This is a genomic window from Sphingopyxis fribergensis, from assembly GCF_000803645.1.
Classification (GTDB): domain Bacteria; phylum Pseudomonadota; class Alphaproteobacteria; order Sphingomonadales; family Sphingomonadaceae; genus Sphingopyxis; species Sphingopyxis fribergensis.
Window position 1 is genome coordinate 4,625,997 of record NZ_CP009122.1, and the last position, 18,956, is coordinate 4,644,952.

The 18,956-nt window shown below is 64.9% G+C and carries 10 protein-coding genes; 7 read left to right on the forward strand and 3 right to left on the reverse strand.

What is annotated here, in order from left to right; all coding sequences use genetic code 11:
* The first annotated feature begins 31 nt into the window (after positions 1–31).
* Positions 32–3,127, forward strand: a complete 3,096-nt coding sequence (gene putA, locus SKP52_RS21705) for a bifunctional proline dehydrogenase/L-glutamate gamma-semialdehyde dehydrogenase PutA (protein ID WP_148309208.1) — start codon at positions 32–34, stop codon at positions 3,125–3,127.
* Between the two features lie 212 nt (positions 3,128–3,339).
* Here the strand turns inward: putA and SKP52_RS21710 are convergent, their stop codons facing one another.
* Complete coding sequence (locus tag SKP52_RS21710; protein ID WP_081997478.1) at positions 3,340–4,290, reverse strand: tetratricopeptide repeat protein; 951 nt, start codon at positions 4,288–4,290, stop codon at positions 3,340–3,342.
* A gap of 158 nt (positions 4,291–4,448) precedes the next feature.
* On the opposite strand from SKP52_RS21710, the gene gdhA reads away from it, so the two are divergent.
* Genes gdhA through SKP52_RS21735 form a run of 5 tightly spaced genes read left to right on the forward strand, consistent with a single transcriptional unit; the run spans position 4,449 to position 15,526 of the window.
* Entirely contained in the window at positions 4,449–5,804 is a 1,356-nt protein-coding gene (gene gdhA, locus SKP52_RS21715) for an NADP-specific glutamate dehydrogenase (protein WP_039578698.1), read from the forward strand.
* 49 nt (positions 5,805–5,853) lie between these two features.
* On the forward strand, positions 5,854–7,287 hold the full coding sequence (locus tag SKP52_RS21720) for a multiheme c-type cytochrome (protein ID WP_039578701.1): 1,434 nt from the start codon (positions 5,854–5,856) through the stop codon (positions 7,285–7,287).
* Between the two features lie 4 nt (positions 7,288–7,291).
* Positions 7,292–9,259 carry a heme-binding protein gene (locus SKP52_RS21725; RefSeq protein ID WP_039578705.1) on the forward strand — a complete coding sequence of 656 codons (1,968 nt, stop codon included), beginning with the start codon at positions 7,292–7,294 and terminating at the stop codon, positions 9,257–9,259.
* Between the two features lie 3 nt (positions 9,260–9,262).
* A complete protein-coding gene (locus SKP52_RS21730; RefSeq protein ID WP_039578709.1) occupies positions 9,263–11,194 on the forward strand; it encodes a hypothetical protein in 1,932 nt (643 codons plus the stop codon).
* Positions 11,195–15,526: an LVIVD gene (locus tag SKP52_RS21735; protein WP_039578712.1), complete on the forward strand. Its 4,332-nt coding sequence runs from the start codon at positions 11,195–11,197 to the stop codon at positions 15,524–15,526.
* A gap of 106 nt (positions 15,527–15,632) precedes the next feature.
* On the opposite strand, the gene SKP52_RS21740 is transcribed toward SKP52_RS21735, so the two are convergent.
* Positions 15,633–17,726, reverse strand: a complete 2,094-nt coding sequence (locus tag SKP52_RS21740; RefSeq protein WP_039578716.1) for a RelA/SpoT family protein — start codon at positions 17,724–17,726, stop codon at positions 15,633–15,635.
* Positions 17,727–17,917: 191 nt separating this feature from the next.
* Positions 17,918–18,253, reverse strand: a complete 336-nt coding sequence (locus tag SKP52_RS21745) for a CC_3452 family protein (RefSeq protein WP_052209024.1) — start codon at positions 18,251–18,253, stop codon at positions 17,918–17,920.
* Between the two features lie 125 nt (positions 18,254–18,378).
* Between SKP52_RS21745 and SKP52_RS21750 the strand changes: the two genes are divergently transcribed.
* A complete protein-coding gene (locus SKP52_RS21750; protein WP_039578718.1) occupies positions 18,379–18,900 on the forward strand; it encodes a winged helix-turn-helix transcriptional regulator in 522 nt (173 codons plus the stop codon).
* The last annotated feature ends 56 nt before the right edge of the window (positions 18,901–18,956 follow it).

Genomic DNA, 18,956 nt, shown 5'->3' on the forward strand with positions numbered 1-18,956 from the left:
ATCGACTTACGCCAATATGGTATCAGGCGGCATGACCCAAAGCCCCGATCGCGCGCCCATCCGCGCCCTCGCCCGCCGCAGCGAATCCGACATCGTTGCCGAGCTGCGTAGTGCTCTCGCCACCTCCTCCGCCAGCGTCGACGCCGTAACGCGGCGCGGGCTCGAACTGATCCGCAAGGCGAAGGCCGAGGGCGAGCGCGAGACGCTCGTCGCGCAGCTGATGAACCGCTATCGACTGTCGACCGAGGAAGGCGTCGTGCTGATGTGCCTCGCCGAGGCGCTGCTGCGCGTTCCCGACAATGCGACCGCGAACGCGCTGATCCGCGACAAGATCGCCGGACGGCATTGGAAGGACGGCGAGGATGAGGACAGCCCGCTGATCGTCGCGCTGTCGTCGCGCGGGCTTTCGCTCGGCTCGGCGACGCTGATGCTCGATGCGATGGGCAGCCGGGCGAACCCGCTGACCTTGCTCAAATCGATGGTGCGCCGCTCGGGCGAGCCGGTGATTCGCCAGGCGGCGCTCGCGGCGATGAAGATGCTGGGTCAGCAGTTCGTGATGGGCGAGACGATCGACGCCGCGGTCAAGCGCGCCGACAAGGAGAAATCCGAACTCGCGAGTTTCGACATGCTCGGCGAAGCGGCGCGCACCGCCGAGGACGCGCAGCGTTACTATGAGAGCTATGCGAATGCCATCTCCCGCATCGGCAAGGCGGCGAAGCCCGGCGACCCGCACGCCAACCACGGCATTTCGATCAAGCTGTCGGCGCTCCACCCACGCTATGAATATCTCCAGCACGCGCGCGTGGTCGGCGAGCTGGTCCCCAAGGTGATCGACCTCGCCAAGGCGGCGCGCGGGGTGAACATCCCGCTGATGATCGACGCCGAAGAGACCGACCGCCTCGAACCGCATATGGACGTTTTCGCGGCGCTGATCGATGCCGGGATCGCCGACAACTGGACCGGGCTCGGCATCGTCATTCAGGCGTATCAGAAGCGCGCGCCGGCGGTGATCGACTGGCTCGCGAACCGCGCGCGGACGCGCGGGGTCAAGCTGTCGATGCGCCTCGTCAAGGGCGCCTATTGGGATACAGAGATCAAGCGCGCGCAGACGCTGGGGCTCGCTGATTTCCCGGTGTTCACGGCCAAACTCCACACCGATCTCAACTATATGCGCTGCGCTCAGCTCCTGCGCGATTGCCAGGATTGCATCTATCCGGCGTTCGCGAGCCACAATGCGATGACGCTCGCTTTTGTGTCCGAGCTGTTCGCGGGCGCCGATTACGAGCTGCAGCGGCTGCACGGCATGGGCGAGGGCGCCCACGACGCCTTGGTCGCGCTGTTCCCGCCGCCGCGCCCGGTGCGTGTCTATGCGCCCGTCGGCACGCACCGCGACCTGCTCGCCTATCTGGTTCGCCGCCTGCTCGAAAATGGCGCGAACTCCAGCTTCGTGCATCAATTCTCCGACCCCGGCGTCACCGCCGAACAGCTCGCGGTCGATCCGCGCAGCGTTGCGAGCGCGGCGTCAACGAACATTGCGACCGGCCTCGGCCTGTTCAACCCCACGCGGCGCAATTCGCGCGGCTATGATCTTGGCGAACCGGGCGTGCCTGAAGCGCTGGTTTCAGCGATCGGTGCGGCGCGGCGGAGCGACCTAGTCGCGGCACCGATCGTCGGCGGTGTTGCTCGTGAGGGCAAATCCGAAGCGGTGCGCAACCCCGCGACGGGCGCCGTCGTCGGCCAGGTGATCGAGGCCGATGCCGCGACGGTCACCGACGCCGTCGCCGCAGCGCGCAAGGCGCAGGGCGACTGGAGCCTCGCGGGCGGTGCCTTCCGCGCCGAGCGGCTCGAACGCGCCGCCGACCTGCTCGAGGAGCATGACGCGCTCTTCCTCGGCCTCGCGATCGACGAGGCGGGCAAGACGCTCGTCGATGCGATCGCCGAAGTCCGCGAAGCGGTCGATTTCCTGCGCTATTATGCCGCGCAGGCACGCGCCGATTTTACCTATCCCGTCGCGCTCCCCGGCCCGACGGGCGAGCGCAACGAACTGATGCTCGAGGGCAAGGGCGTGTTCGTGTGCATCAGCCCGTGGAACTTCCCGCTCGCGATCTTCCTGGGACAGGTGTCGGCGGCGCTCGCGGCGGGTAATGCCGTCCTCGCCAAACCCGCCGAGCAGACGCCGCTGATCGCCCACGCTGCGGTCGAACTGCTGCTCGAAGCCGGCATCCCCGGCGATATACTCCATTATCTCCCCGGCCGCGGCGAAACCGTCGGCGCGGCGCTGACCAGCAACAACGACATTATCGGCGTCGCCTTCACCGGCTCGACCGAGGTCGCGCGGATGATCAACCGCAGCCTTGCCGGGCGCGACGGCCCGATCGCGACGCTGATCGCCGAAACCGGCGGCGCGAACGCGATGATCGTCGATTCGACCGCGCTGCCCGAACAGGTCGCGCGCGACGCCGTCGCCTCGGCCTTCCAGTCGGCAGGGCAGCGTTGCTCGGCGCTGCGCCTGCTCTGCGTGCAGGAAGATGTCGCCGACACGATGATCGAGATGGTCGCGGGCGCGATGGCCGAGCTCAACGTCGGCGACCCCTCGATCCTCGCGACCGATGTCGGCCCGATCATCGACGACGAGGCGCAGGCGAACATCGCCGCCTATGTCGCCGAAGCGCGCGCGGCGGGCCGCGTGATCGCCGAGGCGGGGCGGACGAATTTGCCCGCCGACGGCCATTTCGTGCCGCCCGCGCTGATCCGGCTCGACCATGTCACCGACCTGAAGCGCGAGATTTTCGGGCCGGTGCTGCACGTTGCGACGTGGAAGGGTGGCGAGCTCGACCAGCTCATCGATGCGATCAACGCGTCGGGCTATGGCCTGACGCTCGGCGTCCACACGCGCATCGACGGCGTCGCGGCGCATATCGCGGCGCGGGCGGCGGTCGGCAACGTCTATGTCAACCGCAACCAGATCGGCGCGATCGTCGGATCGCAGCCTTTCGGCGGGCGCGGGCTGTCGGGGACCGGTCCCAAGGCCGGCGGTCCACATTATCTGCACCGCTTTGCCGAGGAAAAGTCGATCTCGACCGACATCACCGCGGCGGGCGGCAATGCGGCGTTGATGGCTGGCTGAATCTCAAGCTGGCTGATGTGCGGTCGCTTCGGCGACGCGCGCGTCAGCGTAGTGGGTGGAAACCACGAGGCCCGATACAGAGTGGACGACTGTCCCGGGCAAATACGTCCGAAAGCGTCTCGCGGCAGTGTGCCGCGGCGACCCTATGTTATGGTTGCCCCCCGCAGCCCTGACGGCGTATCGTTTTGCCGGCCGCGCGCCAATGGGTAATTTTACGCGCCCGGCACGCCGAGTAGCTGGGCTTGCCCCTTCAATCGCCCCGCCGCCGCCGGGTTGGCGGCGATCCCGTCCTTCAGCGCCTGCGCCGCCTTCGCCGTCTCGCCCAGCGTCATGCGGCTGCGCATCAGCATGATCCAGCGGTCGACGTCGGCCGGATTGGCCTTCAGCTTGGACTCGAGTCCGCTCACCATGCCTTCGATCATCTGATCCTGCTGGCCCTTGGGCAGCTGGGAAGCCGCCTCCATGTCGGCGCGGCTCGGCCCCGGGATCGCGCGTGCGGCGACCGGCATTTCGTTGGCGGTCAGCGGCCGCGCCTGCGTGTTCGCAAGTCGCGCGGTGACGTCGATCTTGTGGATCTGTCCGACTTGCTCGATCGTGCGGCGCAGGTCAGCCTCCCACGGTGCGCCTTGCGGCGTATCGGCGAGCAGCGCGAACCAGTCCTCGATCGCGCCCCTGTGATCGCCGCCGATGTCCTTTTTCACCGCGAGGAAATAGCGTGCGCGCGGGTCCTTGGCGTCGAGCGCGACCGCCTTGTCGAATGCCGTGAGCGCTGCGTCGGGCATCGGATCGCTGTCGCTCCCCATCACCCGCGCCTCGCCCAGCGCCGACCAGAGGCCGGCCGATTCGGGCGATAGAGCGACGGCTTTTTCATAAGCGGCGGCAGCGCCGGAAAAATCGCTGAGGTCGAATTTCGCCGCGCCGAGCGCGGTCCAGGCGTCGGCGCTGTTCGGTTCGCGCTTCGTCCGCGCTTCGAGTTCGGCGATTTGATCGGACGGCGCCGTAGACGCCTGCGCGGCCCGATCGAGGGCGGTGGGGCCGGTATCGCGCCAGATCGCATAGCCGACGGCCCCCGCCAGCAAGATGAAGGCGGCGATCAGGATCGCGCGGTTCGTGCCTGTCATGCCGCGGCCCGTTCCTTTGACCATCTCTTTGCTCTCGCTCATTTTTGCCCCTCTTGTGCGCTATATGAAAAAATACGGCCTGTGCGCGCAGTCATATTGCCTTTGCTTGGCGATGGTGTAGCCTTTGGCATACAAGGTCGGTCAACGATAAAATCGTCAGGGGTCGCACCGGCTTTCCCAGTCATACAGGGGAGGGGTGCATGGCAGTTTCGGATCACGTCGACTTTTCGACGTTCATGGAAGGCGTGAAAAAGCGCAACCCGGGTCAGCCCGAGTTCGTGCAGGCTGTTCAGGAGGTGTCCGAAGACATCTTCGATTTCATCGCCGACAAGGAAGAGTATCACGCACAGCAGATATTGCGGCGCATCGCCGAACCCGACCGGGTCGTATCTTTCCGCGTCTGCTGGGAGGACGATAACGGCAATATCCGCGTTCAGCGCGGCTGGCGCGTCCAGAACAACAATGCCATCGGCCCGTATAAGGGCGGCATACGCTTTCACCCCAGCGTCACCGAATCTGTGCTCAAATTCCTCGCGTTCGAACAGACGTTCAAGAATGCGCTGACCGGGCTGCCAATGGGCGGCGGCAAGGGCGGGTCGAACTTCAACCCCAAGGGCAAGAGCGTGCGCGAGATCATGCGCTTCTGCCAAAGCTTCATGACCGAGCTGTATCGCCACATCGGCGCCGACATCGACGTGCCCGCGGGCGATATCGGCGTGGGCGGGCGCGAGATCGGCTTCATGTTCGGCCAGTATAAACGGATCACCAACGAGTTCACCGGGGTGCTGACGGGCAAGGGGCTCGAATGGGGCGGCTCGCTGATCCGTACTGAAGCGACGGGCTATGGGGCGGTCTATTTCCTCGCCAATATGCTCGCGGCGAAGGGGCAGGATCTCGTTGGCAAGACCGCCGTCATCTCGGGGTCGGGCAATGTCGCGACGCACGCGGCGGAGAAAATCGTCCAGCTCGGCGGCAAGGTGCTGACCTTGTCCGATTCGGGCGGCTTCATCCACGATCCCGACGGCATCACGCAGGACAAGATCGACTGGGTGAAAGCGCACAAGACGCACCGCCGCGGCCGGATCGAGGAATATTGCGACGAGTTCAAAGGCGCGAGCTTCACCGCGGGCAAGACGCCGTGGGGCGTCCCGTGCGACGTCGCGCTGCCGTGCGCGACGCAGAATGAGTTGCTCGGCGACGATGCCAAAGCGCTGGTCGCCAATGGCTGTGTCGCGGTCAGCGAGGGTGCCAACATGCCAACGAACCTCGAGGGCGTGCATGTCTTCAAGGATGCGAAGATCATGTTCGCGCCGGGCAAGGCGGCGAACGCTGGCGGCGTCGCGGTGTCGGGGCTGGAAATGAGCCAGAACAGCGGCCGCCGCGCCTGGAGCGAGGGCGAGTTGCAACAGATGCTGAAAGATATCATGGACGGCATCCATACGCGCTGCCTGACCTATGGCGACCGGGGCGACGGCTATATCGATTATGTGAAGGGCGCCAATATCGCGGGGTTCAAGAAGGTCGCCGACGCGATGCTGGCTTTCGGGGTGGTGTAAATCGGCTCAAGGCGTAAAAGCGCCGGGTTGGGGAAAAGGGGTATTGCGGATGACGGCGCACGCTGGGAAGGAGCGCGGCGATCGGACTTGGTCGGCATTTGCCGTCCTTGCTGCCATGCTGTGCGCGCTCGCGATCGCCGCCTTCGTCTTTGCTCCCCCTGCGCGGTCGCAGGGCGAAAGCGGCGCGCGCTATACCGGCGTCGCATCTTGCGCCGGATCGACCTGCCACGGCCGGATGGAAGGCGACGGCACCGTCGTCCGCCAGGACGAGCTGATGAAATGGCAGGAGCCCTCGACCCCTGGCGGCGCGCATAGCCGCGCGTGGGCGGTACTGAACAATAACCGCAGCCAGTTCATAGCGCGTAATCTTGGCATTGGCGATCCCGCCAAGGCGCAGATGTGCCTCGGCTGCCACAGCACCGCGGGCACCGCGCGCGCGGTGCCGGCTGAGGATGGCGTCGGCTGCGAATCGTGCCACGGCGCAGCGGGCGGCTGGCTTGCGAGCCATTATGCTGGGGTGGGCACCAATGCCGACCCCGACCGCGAAATGCGGACCAAGCATTTGGCCAACCTGTCGGCGGGGCTCAAGAAACTCGAGGATCCGGTGGTGCGCGCCGGGGTGTGCGTCGACTGCCACTTCGGGTCGGCGGCCGACGGGCAGTTCGTTACCCACCGCATCATGGCCGCCGGCCACCCGCGTATTTCGTTCGAGCTCGACCTCTTCTCGTCGTTGCAGACGCATCATCAGGAGGACGCCGATTATGGCTGGCGCAAGTTCGGCGCCGCCGGGCGGCGCACCGACCATGTCCAGATGTGGGCGGTCGGACAGGCGACGGCGATCGAGCGCAGCCTCGCGCTGTTCCAGACGCGCCGTGGGGCCGAGGGCATGTTCCCCGAATTTTATTTCCTCGATTGCCACAGCTGCCATCGCCGCATCTTCGATCAGGCGAAGCCGGTCCGCACCGGGCTCGACAATGCGGGACGCGCGATCCCCGAAGGGATGCCGCCCTATAATGACGAAAATCTGATCATGCTCGCCGCCGCCGCGCGGCTGGCCGCGCCCACGCTGGCAGACCAGCTCGCCGCGCGCACCGCTGCCTTCCACAAGGCGATGGCAACCGACCGGGCGAGCGCGGTCGCCGCCGCGGCGCAGCTGTCGCAGACGGTCGCGGCGCTGAAATCCGCGTTCGCTTCGCGCAATTTCTCGGGCGCCGATGCTTTTGCGATGGTCGATGCAATTTCGGCAAAGGCGATTCGCGACCGCTACACCGACTATTCGGGGTCGCAGCAGGCGGTGATGGGGGTCGATACGCTGCTCAACGCGATGGTGTCGTCGGGCCGCGTCACCGTCGGCGCCGCGGCCGGTATCCGCGGCGACATCGACCGCGCCTATGCGGCAGTAAAGGATCCCAACGCGTACAAGCCCTCCGAATTCCAAGCGTCGTTCGGCAGCGCGGTGCGCGCGATAGGGGCGCTGCGGTAAGATCATGCAACACAAGACCCATCTTTTCCGCTCGGCCGCCTTTGCTGCGATGGGGGCGTTGTTGCTGACGTCCTGTGGCGGCGGTGGCGGCGGCAGTACGTCGACCCCGACGCCCACGCCGACGCCAACGCCCACGCCAACGACCGTCTACACTCCGCCCGCCGCCGAAGCGCTCACGACGGCCGACGTCGAACGCGTTCTCGCGCAAGCCATATCGGAAGCGCAGGCGCGCGGCCTGCCGTCGGTGATCGCGGTGACCGACCGCGTCGGCAATGTCCTTGGCGTGTTCCGCATGACGGGCGCGCGCGCGACGGCGACGACGTCGCCCGCACCCAACGGCGACAATCTCGACGCGCAGAATGTCACTTTTCCGGCGGAGGGCGGCGCGATCGCGAAAGCGGTGACCGGCGCGTACCTCTCGAGCGGCGGCAACGCCTTTTCGACGCGCACTGCGAGCCAGATCGTCCAGGAACATTTCCCGCCCGCGCCGACCACGGTGGGCCTCGAAAGCGGTCCCCTCTTCGGGGTGCAGTTCAGCCAACTCCCTTGCAGCGACCTGTCGGCGCGCTTTGGCGCCCCGGGGAATGCCGCGCTGATCGGCCCCAAACGCTCGCCGCTCGGCCTCGCCGCCGATCCGGGCGGGCTGCCGCTTTACAAGAACGGCGTGCTCGTCGGCGGCATCGGGGTGATGGGCGACGGCGTTTACGGCAGCGATCCCAACATCCTCGATATCGACAACGACGCCGAGGAGTTCATCGCGCTCGCGGGAACACGCGGGTTCGAGGCGCCAAGCACGATCACCGCCGACAAGATCACCGTCGACGGAACCAGTCTGCGCTTTTCGGACGCGACCTTCGCCGGGGTCATGTCGAACGGCGGCGCGAGCTTCGCCAGCCTCAACGGCGTCGCGGGCAATCTTGTCGCGGTGATCGGCTATGCCAATGCCGCGATCATGGCAGGGATCGCCTATGGCACCGAAGCGTCGGGTATCCGCGCTTCGACGTCGGCCGAATTTTCGAACCGCGACGCCTTTGTGCTGACCGACGGCAGCGGGACGAACCGCTATCCGCTGCGCGCGGGGACCGATGGAGCGACGAACAGCGCCCCGTTGACGCAGGCCGAAGCACGCGCTGTGCTCGAAGAAGCCTTCACCGTGATGAGCCGCGCGCGCGCGCAGATCCGCCGCCCGCTCGACAGCCGCGCGCAGGTCACGATCAGCATAGTCGATACGCATGGCGCGGTGCTCGGAATCGTGCGCTCGCCCGACGCCCCGATCTTCGGCACCGACGTTTCCTTGCAAAAGGCCCGCACCGCTGCCTTTTTCTCGGGCGCGCAGGCCGGGGCCGAACTCAGTGCCAACGCCAGCGCCGATGTCGCCGCCTTTGTGCCTGCCGTACGAACCTTCCTGAACGATCCTGCCGCGCTGACCGGCACGATCGCCTTTGCCGACCGCTCGGGCGGCAATTTGTCGCGCCCCTATTTCCCCGATGGCGAGGTCGGCCGCCCGCAAGGTCCGCTGTCGCGCCCGATCGCCCAGTTCAATCCCTTCTCGACCGGCCTGCAATCGGCGTTGATCATCGGCAATCTCGGCGCGCATCTCGGTTTCGTCTCGGGCGCCAGCGGGGCCGATACGCCGGCGCGCTGCACGACCTTGCCCGACGTCGCAGCGGGGCAGAACCGATTGCAAAACGGCATCCAGATCTTCCCCGGATCGGTTCCCATCTATCGCGGCAACCAGCTGGTCGGCGCGATCGGCGTCTCGGGCGACGGCATCGACCAGGACGACATGATCAGCTTTTTGGGCACGCATAATGGCGGCGCGCGCGTCGGCGGCATCGGCAATGCGCCAAAGGCGATTCGCGCGGACACGATCGTCGTCAATGTCGGCGCCGGCGTTCGCCTGCGCTATATCAGCTGCCCCTTCGCGCCGTTCCTCGACACGGCGCAGCAGAATGTCTGCGACGGGCTATAGGCGATGCTGACGGGGGGCAGCCTTTGGCCGGTCATCGCAACGCTCGCGGCGCAAGGCGCGCCGGGAGCCGAGGCGTTGCCGCCGCCGCCCGCACCCGAGGGGCCGCCGGTCGCGGGCGACGCCGCGCCCGCCGAGCAGTCCGCCGAAGAGCTGATCCCGCCGCCGCCGCCGGTCGATTGGCAGGACATGGTCAAGGACGATCTGGTCACCGACATCATCGAGGGCCGCCGCCGTCCCGGCTATCGGCCCGACCTTCCCGACGCGCTGACCCAGGACAATGAAGGCGCGCTGCGCCCGCCGCCGCCGCAAGCCTTTCCGGGGATGGAGGACCAATTGCCGGTTCCCGACCGCTGGCGCCTGATCGAGACATTGGGCGTCGTCAAGGAACGCTGGTTCGATCCCTATCACCAGAACACCTACAAGGGCGACCGCGCGATCGACCGCAGCAAGGTCAAATGGCTGCCGATCAAGGGCGACGACTGGTTCTTCGTCGCCAATGCCGTGTCCGACACCGTGTTCGAACCGCGCACCTTCCCGATCCCGGTCGGGGTCCAGACGACTGAGCGGCCGGGCAGCCTCGACGTGTTCGGCAAGGACCGCAGCTTCGTTTTCGCGCAGACCTTCATCGTCGGTGCCGCGCTGATAAAGGGTTCCACCGCGTTCAAGCCGCCCGATATCGAATATCGCGTCACGCTCGCCTATCAGGCCAATTATGTCGACGTGCCCGAACGGCGCGTGCTCGACGTGCGCCCGTCGAAGGCGAGCCATCGCTATGACTCGTTCCTCGGCGTGCAGGAATTGTTCGTCGACAAGCATCTCGGCAACACGTCCGACCGATATGATTTCTATTCGATCCGCCTCGGCATCCAGCCGTTCCAGAGCGATTTTCGCGGTTTTCTGTTCAACGACAGCCAGCTCGGCATCCGCCTGTTCGGCAACCGCGACAACAACCGCTTCCAATATAATCTCGCGGCGTTCTGGCGGCTCGAAAAGGACACTAATTCGGGTCTGAATGACATCACCCAGACGCCGCGCGACGACTTCATCCTGACCGCCAATCTCTATCGCCAGGATTTCCCCGTCGTCGGGCTGACCAGCCAGGTCAGCGTCACCTATAACATGAACCGCGAAAAGAATGACGTGCAGATCGACCACAACGGTTTCCCGGTGCGACCGGCGCTGCTCGGCGACCTGCGCGGGCGCGAATATGATGTCGTTTATCTGGGCTACAGCGCCGATGGGCGGATCGGGCGGATCAACCTGACCGCGAGCTTCTACGCCGCGCTGGGCGAGGACCGGAACAGCTTCTTCACCGGCAAGCCCGCCGAAATTCGCGCGGGCTTTGGCGCGGTCGAACTCAGCTACGACCACGACTGGATGCGCTTCCGCCTGTCGGGGCTGTACGCGACCGGCGACGGCGATCCGTATAACAATACCGAGGGCGGGTTCGACGCGATCTTTGAGAACCCGATCTTCGGCGGCGCCGACACCAGCTACTGGATTCGTCAGACGATCCCCTTCGCGGGCGGCGGGCGCGCGATTGCGATCAACGGGCGCAACGGCATATTGAACTCGCTCCGTTCGTCGAAGGAAGAGGGGCAGTCGAACTTCAACAATCCGGGCACCGTCTTTATCGGCGCGGGCGCCGATTTCGACCTGACGCCGGAGTTTCGCGTCAGCACCAATTTCAACCATCTGTGGTTCGCCGACACGTCGAGCCTGCAGGTGCTGCGCAGCGAAGGGTCGATCCCGAAGGATATCGGCTTCGACCTGTCGGTGGCGACGATCTGGCGGCCGAAAGCGACGCAGAATATCGTCGGCCGCCTCAGCGCAGCGGTGCTGCTGCCGGGCAAGGGGTTCAAGGACCTTTTCGACAACAAGCAGAAGAACGACGCCTACGTCTCCATCCTCGCCAATGTGATTTTGAGCTTTTAGATGCTGCTGCGCAAACTCTTCGCCCTGCTCGCTTTTGTGACGATGTGCGCTGCATTCGGCGCGAGCGTCGTGCGCGCGGCGGAAGAGGAAAAGCCGCTCAAGATCGAATATCGCTTCACCCCGCCCGCGCCGCGCGAGCAGAGCGACGCCGATGTCAGCGCGAAGTCGGAGGGCTGCTACAGCTGCCACACCCGCACCGACCAGCCCTCGATGCACGCGACCCCGGCAGTGAAGCTTGGTTGCACCGATTGCCATGGCGGCGATGCGAGCCAGCGCGGCACCCCCAGCCTCGGCTATCAGCATCCGACCAACAAGGAGGTGATGGCGCTCGCGCACCCGCAGCCGACCTTGCCCGGCGCGTGGCACGACAGCTCGGCGAACCCGCAGCGCAGCTATACCTTGCTCAACAAGGAATCGCCCGAATTCATCCGCTTCGTGAACCCCAGCGATTACCGCGTCGCGCGCGAGGCATGCGGGTCGTGCCATCTCGAGGTGATCGAGGCGACCGAGCGGTCGATGATGTCGACCGGCGCGATGCTGTGGGGCGGCGCGGCGTATAACAACGGAATCGTCCCCTATAAAAACTACATCTTCGGCGAAGCTTACACGCGCACCGGCGAGCCCGCGTGCATCCTGTCCCCCTCGTCGCGGTTGACCGCCGAGGACTATAAGGAAGCCTGCAAGCCAAGCTTCGGTTTCGACAAGATATTGACCGACGCCGAGAAAAAACGCGGCGCGCTCGCCAAAATGTACCCGCTCCCGCGCTGGAGCGTGTTGCCGCCGGGCGACGTGTTCCGTGTGTTCGAGCGCGGCGGGCGCAACATCAACACGCAATTCCCCGAAATCGGCCTGCCCAACCCGACGGGCAGCATCCAGCGGCTCGAGGAACCAGGGCGCCCCGACCTCAAGCAATCGAACCGCGGTCCGGGTACGGGCCTTCGCGTCTCGATCCCCGTGCTTAACATCCACAAGACGCGCCTCAACGATCCGCTGTCATGGTTCATGGGAACGAACGACCAGCCCGGCGACTATCGCCATTCGGGCTGTTCGGGCTGCCACGTCGTCTATGCCAACGATCGCGAACCGCGGCACAGCCTGACCTATGCCAAATATGGCCGCGATGGCGAGACCGATACCGTCGACCCGACGATCCGCGAGAAATTATGGACTGGCGTGGCCGATCATGGCGGCGACAAGAAACCCGCGGGCGGCGGTCATGCGGACGCATCGCATATGGCGCCCGACGACGGTTTTGTTGGCGGGACCGGGCATGGCGGACTAATCGATCCCGCGGCCACGACCGCTGGCGCACCGCAGCGCGAGCCGCGCCCGCGCCGCGAATCGGGGCATCCGATCAGCCACGCCTTTACCCGCGCGATCCCGACCTCGCAGTGCATGTCGTGCCACATGCACCAGCCGAACATCTTCCTGAACTCGTACCTCGGCTACACGATGTGGGATTATGAATCGGACGCGCCGCAGATGTGGCCGGGGCCGGACAATAGCGCGCCGCGCCCGCCGGGGATGAGCGACGAAGAGTATCAGAAGACATACAAGCAGCAGCGCTATCCGACCGCCGCCGAGGTTCATCAGGTGCTCGAACGCAATCCCGAAGGCGCGGCGACGCGCGGGCTGTGGGCCGATGTCGAATTCCTGCGCGACGTCTATGACGTCAACGACAGCAACAAGGACACGCAGTTCGCCGACTATCACGGTCACGGCTGGAACTTCCGCGGCATTTTCAAGCGCGACCGCGAAGGCAATCTGCTGACCGCCGACGGCAATATGTCGACCTATGGCACCGACACCGCGAACATCATCGATCCGAAGGATCCGGAGAAGTGGCGCAAGAGCTGTAGCCATTACACCGATCCGAAAGAACGCGAACTCTGCCTGACGAGCGCCGACCCCGGCCGACCGGACGTCGAGGGCAAGTTCGTTCCGCCCGGGATCAACCCGGGCAAGGCGGTCCATATGATGGACATCCACGCCGAAAAGGGCATGCAATGCGCCGATTGCCACTTCGCGCAGGACAGCCACGGCAATGGCTATATTCAGGGCGAAGTCGCCAACGCGGTCGAGATCAGCTGTAAGGATTGCCACGGCACCGCCGATGCCTTCCCGAACCTGCTGACGTCGAACGTCGCGGCGCGGCCGCAGGGCAATAACCTCGCTTTGCTGCGCAACCCCGACGGGCGGCGACGTTTTGAATTCCAGTATAATGACGATGCCGAGGTGATCGGGCTGATCCAGCGCTCGATCGTCGATCCGAAGCTCGAATGGCAGGTCAGCCTCGTCAAGCAGGCGGTGACGCCGGGGCCGCATTTCAACGCCAAGGCGGCGCGCGCCAAGCTGATGGCGCGCGCGGGCGCCGACGACGGCAGGTATGAATGGGGGCCGGGGGTCGCGAATGAAGACCGCGCGCACGGCGACGACAAGATGACCTGCTTCACCTGTCATCTGTCGTGGACGACGAGTTGCGGCGGCTGCCATTTGCCGATCGAGGCGAACTGGAAAACCAAGATGCACCATTTCGAGGGTGAGGAGACGCGCAACTTCGCGACTTACAACCCGCAGGTGGCGCGCGACGAGATGTTCCAGCTCGGCCGCCACCAGCTGACCAAGCCCGGTGAGCCCGGCCCGAACGGCGAGGCGCGCGGGATCATTACGCCGGTGCGCTCGACCTCGGCGCTGGTGCTGTCGTCGACGAACATCAACCGCGAGCGCATCTATGTGCAGCAACCGCCGATCAGCTCGGCCGGCTATTCGAGCCAAGCGTTCGCGCCGCATTTCCCGCACACCGTCCGGCGGCAGGAAACCAAGCAATGCTCAGACTGTCACCTGTCGGCGAACGACGACAATAATGCGATCATGGCGCAGCTGAACCTGCTCGGCACCAATTTCGTCAACTTCGTCGGCCTGAATGTCTGGTCGGGACAGGAAAACAGCTTCCAGGCGACGCGCGTCACCGAATGGGACGAGCCGCAGGCGGTGATCGGCAGTTACCTCCAGAAATATGCCTATCCCGACTATTGGAAACTGCACGTCGAACAGAATGGGCGTGAGCTTAAAAATTGGGTGCGCGGCAAGACTTTCGACAAGAAATTGTCAGGCGAAACGCACGCGCTCGAGGAATTCGCCAATATCGTCCAGGGCACGGGCGGACGGGTCAACTGCCTGCAACAGCGCGGCGAATATATGTTCGTCGCGGAAGGCAAGGGCGGCTTCCGCGTCTATGACGTCGCCTCGATCGGCAACAAGGGCTTCTCGGAACGCATCGTCCGCGCGCCCTTCTCGCCGCTTGGCCACGACACGCATGTGAAGACGAAGAACGCGACCTGCATGGCGATCGCGACGACGCAGCCGATCAGCGTGTCGCGCAACGAGACTATCGTGAAGAATTTCCCCGAGAATCACGAACAGGTGATGCACGACATCTATCGCTACGCCGTCATCACCGACAGCGTCGAAGGCCTGATCCTCGTCGATATCGACACGCTGGCCGACGCCGAATTCCGCAACAACAAGCTGAAGCGCGCGCTGACGTGGAACGAAGGCAATGTCCTTGCAGGGGCGCGGCACATCACGCTGGCGGGCAGCATGGCCTATGTCACGACCGACGCCGGCCTCGTCGTGCTCGACCTGACGACGCCGCTTGCGCCCAAAGTCACGGCGCAGCTTCCGCTGACCGACGCGCGCGCCAGCGCGGTGCAGTTCCGCTATCTTTGGGTCACCGATGCCGACGGCGTGAAACTGTTCGACGTCACCAACCTCGCGCAGCCGGTCGCGGTGCCGGAGGGCACGGTCCGGCTCGCCAACGCGCGCAAAATCTATCTGGCGCGCACCTATATGTATGTCGCGGCGAAAGCCGACGGCCTCGTGATCGTCGATGTCACGCGCCCCGCGGCGCCGATCGTCTGGCCGGGGCTCACCTTTGGCGGTGCAATGGCTGATGCGGAGGACGTGATCGTCGCGTCGACCAACGCCTCGCTCTTTGGCTATGTCGCCGACGGGCGGGGCGGCATCAAGGTGCTGCAACTGACCAGCCCCAACAATCCGGGCCTCTATGGCTTCTCGCCAAAGCCGACGCCTGAACTCATCGCCTGGGCAAAAACCCCGTCGCCCGCGCTCGCGCTGTCGAAGGGCCTCGACCGCGACCGCGCCGTCGACGAGACTGGTGGGCAGATGGCAGTCTTTGGACGTGTCGGGTCGCGGCCCTTCACGCGGGGTGAGATGGAGAAGCTGTTCCTGAACAGCAAAGGCATGATCTACAAGGTGAGTGACGAGGTCGACCAGAATGCGTGGCGCCCGCCGCTTCTCTACGCAAACTGATGGGGAAGGATGGCCAACGACCGGAAGCGGAATAATATCCTCCCCATGGCTTCGCCACCGGGAGGATTAACGTCCGCTTCCCACCCCTAAGCTGACATCGATCCGCCTAAAGCCGCTCGGCCTGCACCACCGTGTCCGACGCGCGCAGCGCCGACAATATGCGCATCAGATGCTGCACATCGCGCACCTCGACGACGACGTCATAGGTGTGGAAACCGCCCTCGCGGTTCGACAGGCGCAAATTGGTGATGTTCGCCATATTGGCGGCGAGGATGCCCGACATTTCGGCGAGCGTGCCGGGTTCGTTGCGGATGACGATACACAGCCGCGCGTTCCCGCCCTCGCTGTCTTCTTGCCAGCGCAGGTCGATCCAGTCGGCGTCGATGCCGTCGGCGAGCCGTGGGCAGTCGATGACATGTACCTCGATTCCCTCGCCTGGTCGCGACAGGCCGACGATGCGGTCGCCGGGGACGGGATGGCAGCAGTCGGCGAGCTGATAGGCGACGCCGGGTGTCAGCCCCGCGATCGACACCGCCGCGCCCTGCACCAGCTTGCCCGGCTTGGTCTTCATCTCGGCGGTGATGCCGGGGACGAGCGCCTCGAGCACGGCATTGTCGGTGAGCCGCTGCTTGGCGATCGCGACATAGAGGGCGCTGTCGTCGTCGAGCTTCAGCCGCTCGCGCGCCGCGATGCGCGCCTTGTCGCCGACCTTGTTGGGCAGGCGCGCGACGATCTCATCGTACATCTTGCGGCCCAATGCCGACAGCTCGACCTTTTCCTTCGACCGCACATGGCGGCGGATCGCCGCGCGCGCCTTGCCGGTGACTGCGAAGCCCAGCCAGGCCGGCTGCGGCGTCTGCTTGTCGGAGGAGAGGATTTCGACCGTGTCACCATTGTTCAGCTGGGTGCGCAGCGGCACCAGCCGCCCGTTGACCTTGGCCCCGACGGTGCGGTCGCCGAGCCCGGTGTGGACGGCATAGGCGAAATCGACCGGCGTCGCGCCCTTGGGCAGCTGGTGCAAACTGCCCTTCGGCGTGAAGGCGAAGATGCGGTCCTGATACATCGCGATGCGCGTGTTTTCGAGGAACTCTTCGGGATCGTGCGTCTGCTCGAGGATTTCGATCAGGTCGCGAATCCACCCCGCCTGTCCGTCAGGGGCGGAGCCGCCCTGTTTATACGCCCAATGCGCGGCGAAGCCGAATTCGGACTGCTGATGCATGCCGAGGCTGCGAATCTGGATTTCAATCCGCATATTCTGCTGGTGCATGATCGTCGTGTGCAGCGACTTGTAGCCGTTGCGTTTCGGGGTCGAGATATAATCCTTGAACCGGCCCGGAACCATTTTCCATTTGCTGTGGATCAGGCCGAGTGCGGCATAGCAATCGGCATCGGTCGGAGTGATGATGCGAAAGGCGATGATGTCGGTCACCTGCTCGAAGCTGACGTGCCGCTCCTGCATCTTGCGCCAGATCGAATAGGGGTGTTTCTCGCGCCCCGACACATCTGCTTCGATCCCGTTCTTGGCGAGCAATTCCTTGAATTCGCGGCTGATCCCCGCGACCTTGTCCTTGCCGCCCGCGCTCAGCTTGGCGAGGCGGCCGGTGATCGTCGCATAAGCTTCGGGTTCGAGCTCGCTGAACGCGAGCAGCTGCATCTCGCGCATATATTCATACATGCCGATCCGCTCGGCGAGCGGGGCATAGATGTCCATCGTCTCCTTGGCGATGCGGCGGCGCTTTTCGGGATTCTGGATGAAATGCAGCGTCCGCATATTGTGCAGCCGGTCGGCGAGCTTGACCAGCAGCACGCGGATATCGTCGGACATGGCGAGCAGGAATTTGCGCAGATTCTCGGCCGCGCGCTCATTCTCGGTCTGCGCTTCGATCTTGCTGAGCTTGGTTACGCCGTCGACCAGCCGGCCGACGTCGGCACCGAACAGGCGTTCGATCTCTTCGGGAGTCGTCAGCGTGTCCTCGAGCGTGTCGTGGAGCAGCGCAGTGACAATCGTCTCGGCATCGAGATGGAGGTCGGTTAAAATGCCCGCTACCTCGACCGGATGGCTGAAATAGGGGTCGCCCGATGCGCGTTTCTGGCTGCCATGCTTCTGCACGGTGAACACATAGGCGCGGTTCAGCAGCGCCTCGTCGACGTCGGGATCATAAGCGCGCACGCGCTCGACAAGTTCATATTGCCTCAGCATTGCATCCAATGTCGTTCATGCAGGCAATATTGCAATGCGAAATTTGCTTGCGTGTAACCGCGGGCGTCGAGCAATTTTGATAACGATGTTTGGAAGCATCGTTCGCCGAAGGTAGGCAGCGAAAAACCGCCGTACTTCACCGGCAAAGCCAAGTGGGCGTACGGCAGCTGCCGACCGGCGTGCGGGCGCGATTATTTCGCGCCGTTGCAGCGCGCCAGCTCTTCGGCCTCGAGCGCTTTGCCACCCGTGGCGAAGCTCGCCACCGGGCCTGCCTTTTTGACGAGCGCCGAACACATCACGAGCGGGCGGCTCGTACCTTGACGGGCAGTGCAGCTGGAGCCCTTGCATGCCCAGACGACATCGCGCGCGACGAAGCGCGCCTCTGTCGCCGGACCGGCGAGTTCGGCGCGGTAGTAGGCGCCGCTCGCGGCGGTTGCTGCGCTGGATGCGAATGAGAGGCCGCCGATCAGTGCGGCGCCTGCCAGCGCGAAGGAATGGGGGAGGGGAGAAGGTTTGAATATGGGCATTGGGAGCTCCTGTTTTTGCGCAACCATGAGGTTGCGAGGCGCTACCTAGACTTTGAGTTGCGAAATGCAACGTAGACCCTATATTTTTTTGACGCACAGGGCGATTTTACGTTAGGGCTTGGGTCATGGGAAAATTACGCGAACTGCTGAACGACATGGATGGGGGCAATTGCGCCCTGCCGCTGGCGCTGGAAGCGATGGGCGAGCGATGGTCGTTCATGATCCTGCGCGCCGCCTTTAACGGTGTCCATCATTTCGAGGAGTTCCAGCAGGAACTGAACATCGCGCGCAATATCTTGTCGAACCGGCTGTCGCGGCTGGTCGACCATGGCATCATGGCGCGCGAAGTGATGGCCGAGGACCGCCGCAAGGTGCAGTATCAGCTGACCGAAAAGGGCATCGAGCTGCTCCCCGCGATGATCGCTTTGCGCCAATGGGGCGAAAAATGGGGTGCCGGCGTGCCGTCGACCCCGGTGCTTGTCGACGCGCGCGACGAACAGCCGATCGGCCCGGTGACGCTGACCGCGCACGACGGCCGCGTGATCGGGTACAAGGAATTGCTGTGGAAGCATCGCGCCGAACTCCAGCCGCTCGGCCAGGCGCGCGTGCGCGGCGAGGCTGCGATGGCGCCGGTCGCCGCCGAATGATCGGCCGCGCCGGTTTCCGATATCGCCCGCGCGGCGACTGACCATCGCCATCGCAC

Excerpts from the sequence above, each read along its gene's own strand:
- putA (WP_148309208.1), top strand. The coding sequence starts at position 32 with ATGACCCAAAGCCCCGATCGCGCGCCCATCCGCGCCCTCGCCCGCCGC.
- SKP52_RS21710 (WP_081997478.1), bottom strand. The coding sequence starts at position 4,290 with ATGAGCGAGAGCAAAGAGATGGTCAAAGGAACGGGCCGCGGCATGACA.
- gdhA (WP_039578698.1), top strand. The coding sequence starts at position 4,449 with ATGGCAGTTTCGGATCACGTCGACTTTTCGACGTTCATGGAAGGCGTG.
- SKP52_RS21720 (WP_039578701.1), top strand. The coding sequence starts at position 5,854 with ATGACGGCGCACGCTGGGAAGGAGCGCGGCGATCGGACTTGGTCGGCA.
- SKP52_RS21725 (WP_039578705.1), top strand. The coding sequence starts at position 7,292 with ATGCAACACAAGACCCATCTTTTCCGCTCGGCCGCCTTTGCTGCGATG.
- SKP52_RS21730 (WP_039578709.1), top strand. The coding sequence starts at position 9,263 with ATGCTGACGGGGGGCAGCCTTTGGCCGGTCATCGCAACGCTCGCGGCG.
- SKP52_RS21735 (WP_039578712.1), top strand. The coding sequence starts at position 11,195 with ATGCTGCTGCGCAAACTCTTCGCCCTGCTCGCTTTTGTGACGATGTGC.
- SKP52_RS21740 (WP_039578716.1), bottom strand. The coding sequence starts at position 17,726 with ATGCTGAGGCAATATGAACTTGTCGAGCGCGTGCGCGCTTATGATCCC.
- SKP52_RS21745 (WP_052209024.1), bottom strand. The coding sequence starts at position 18,253 with ATGCCCATATTCAAACCTTCTCCCCTCCCCCATTCCTTCGCGCTGGCA.
- SKP52_RS21750 (WP_039578718.1), top strand. The coding sequence starts at position 18,379 with ATGGGAAAATTACGCGAACTGCTGAACGACATGGATGGGGGCAATTGC.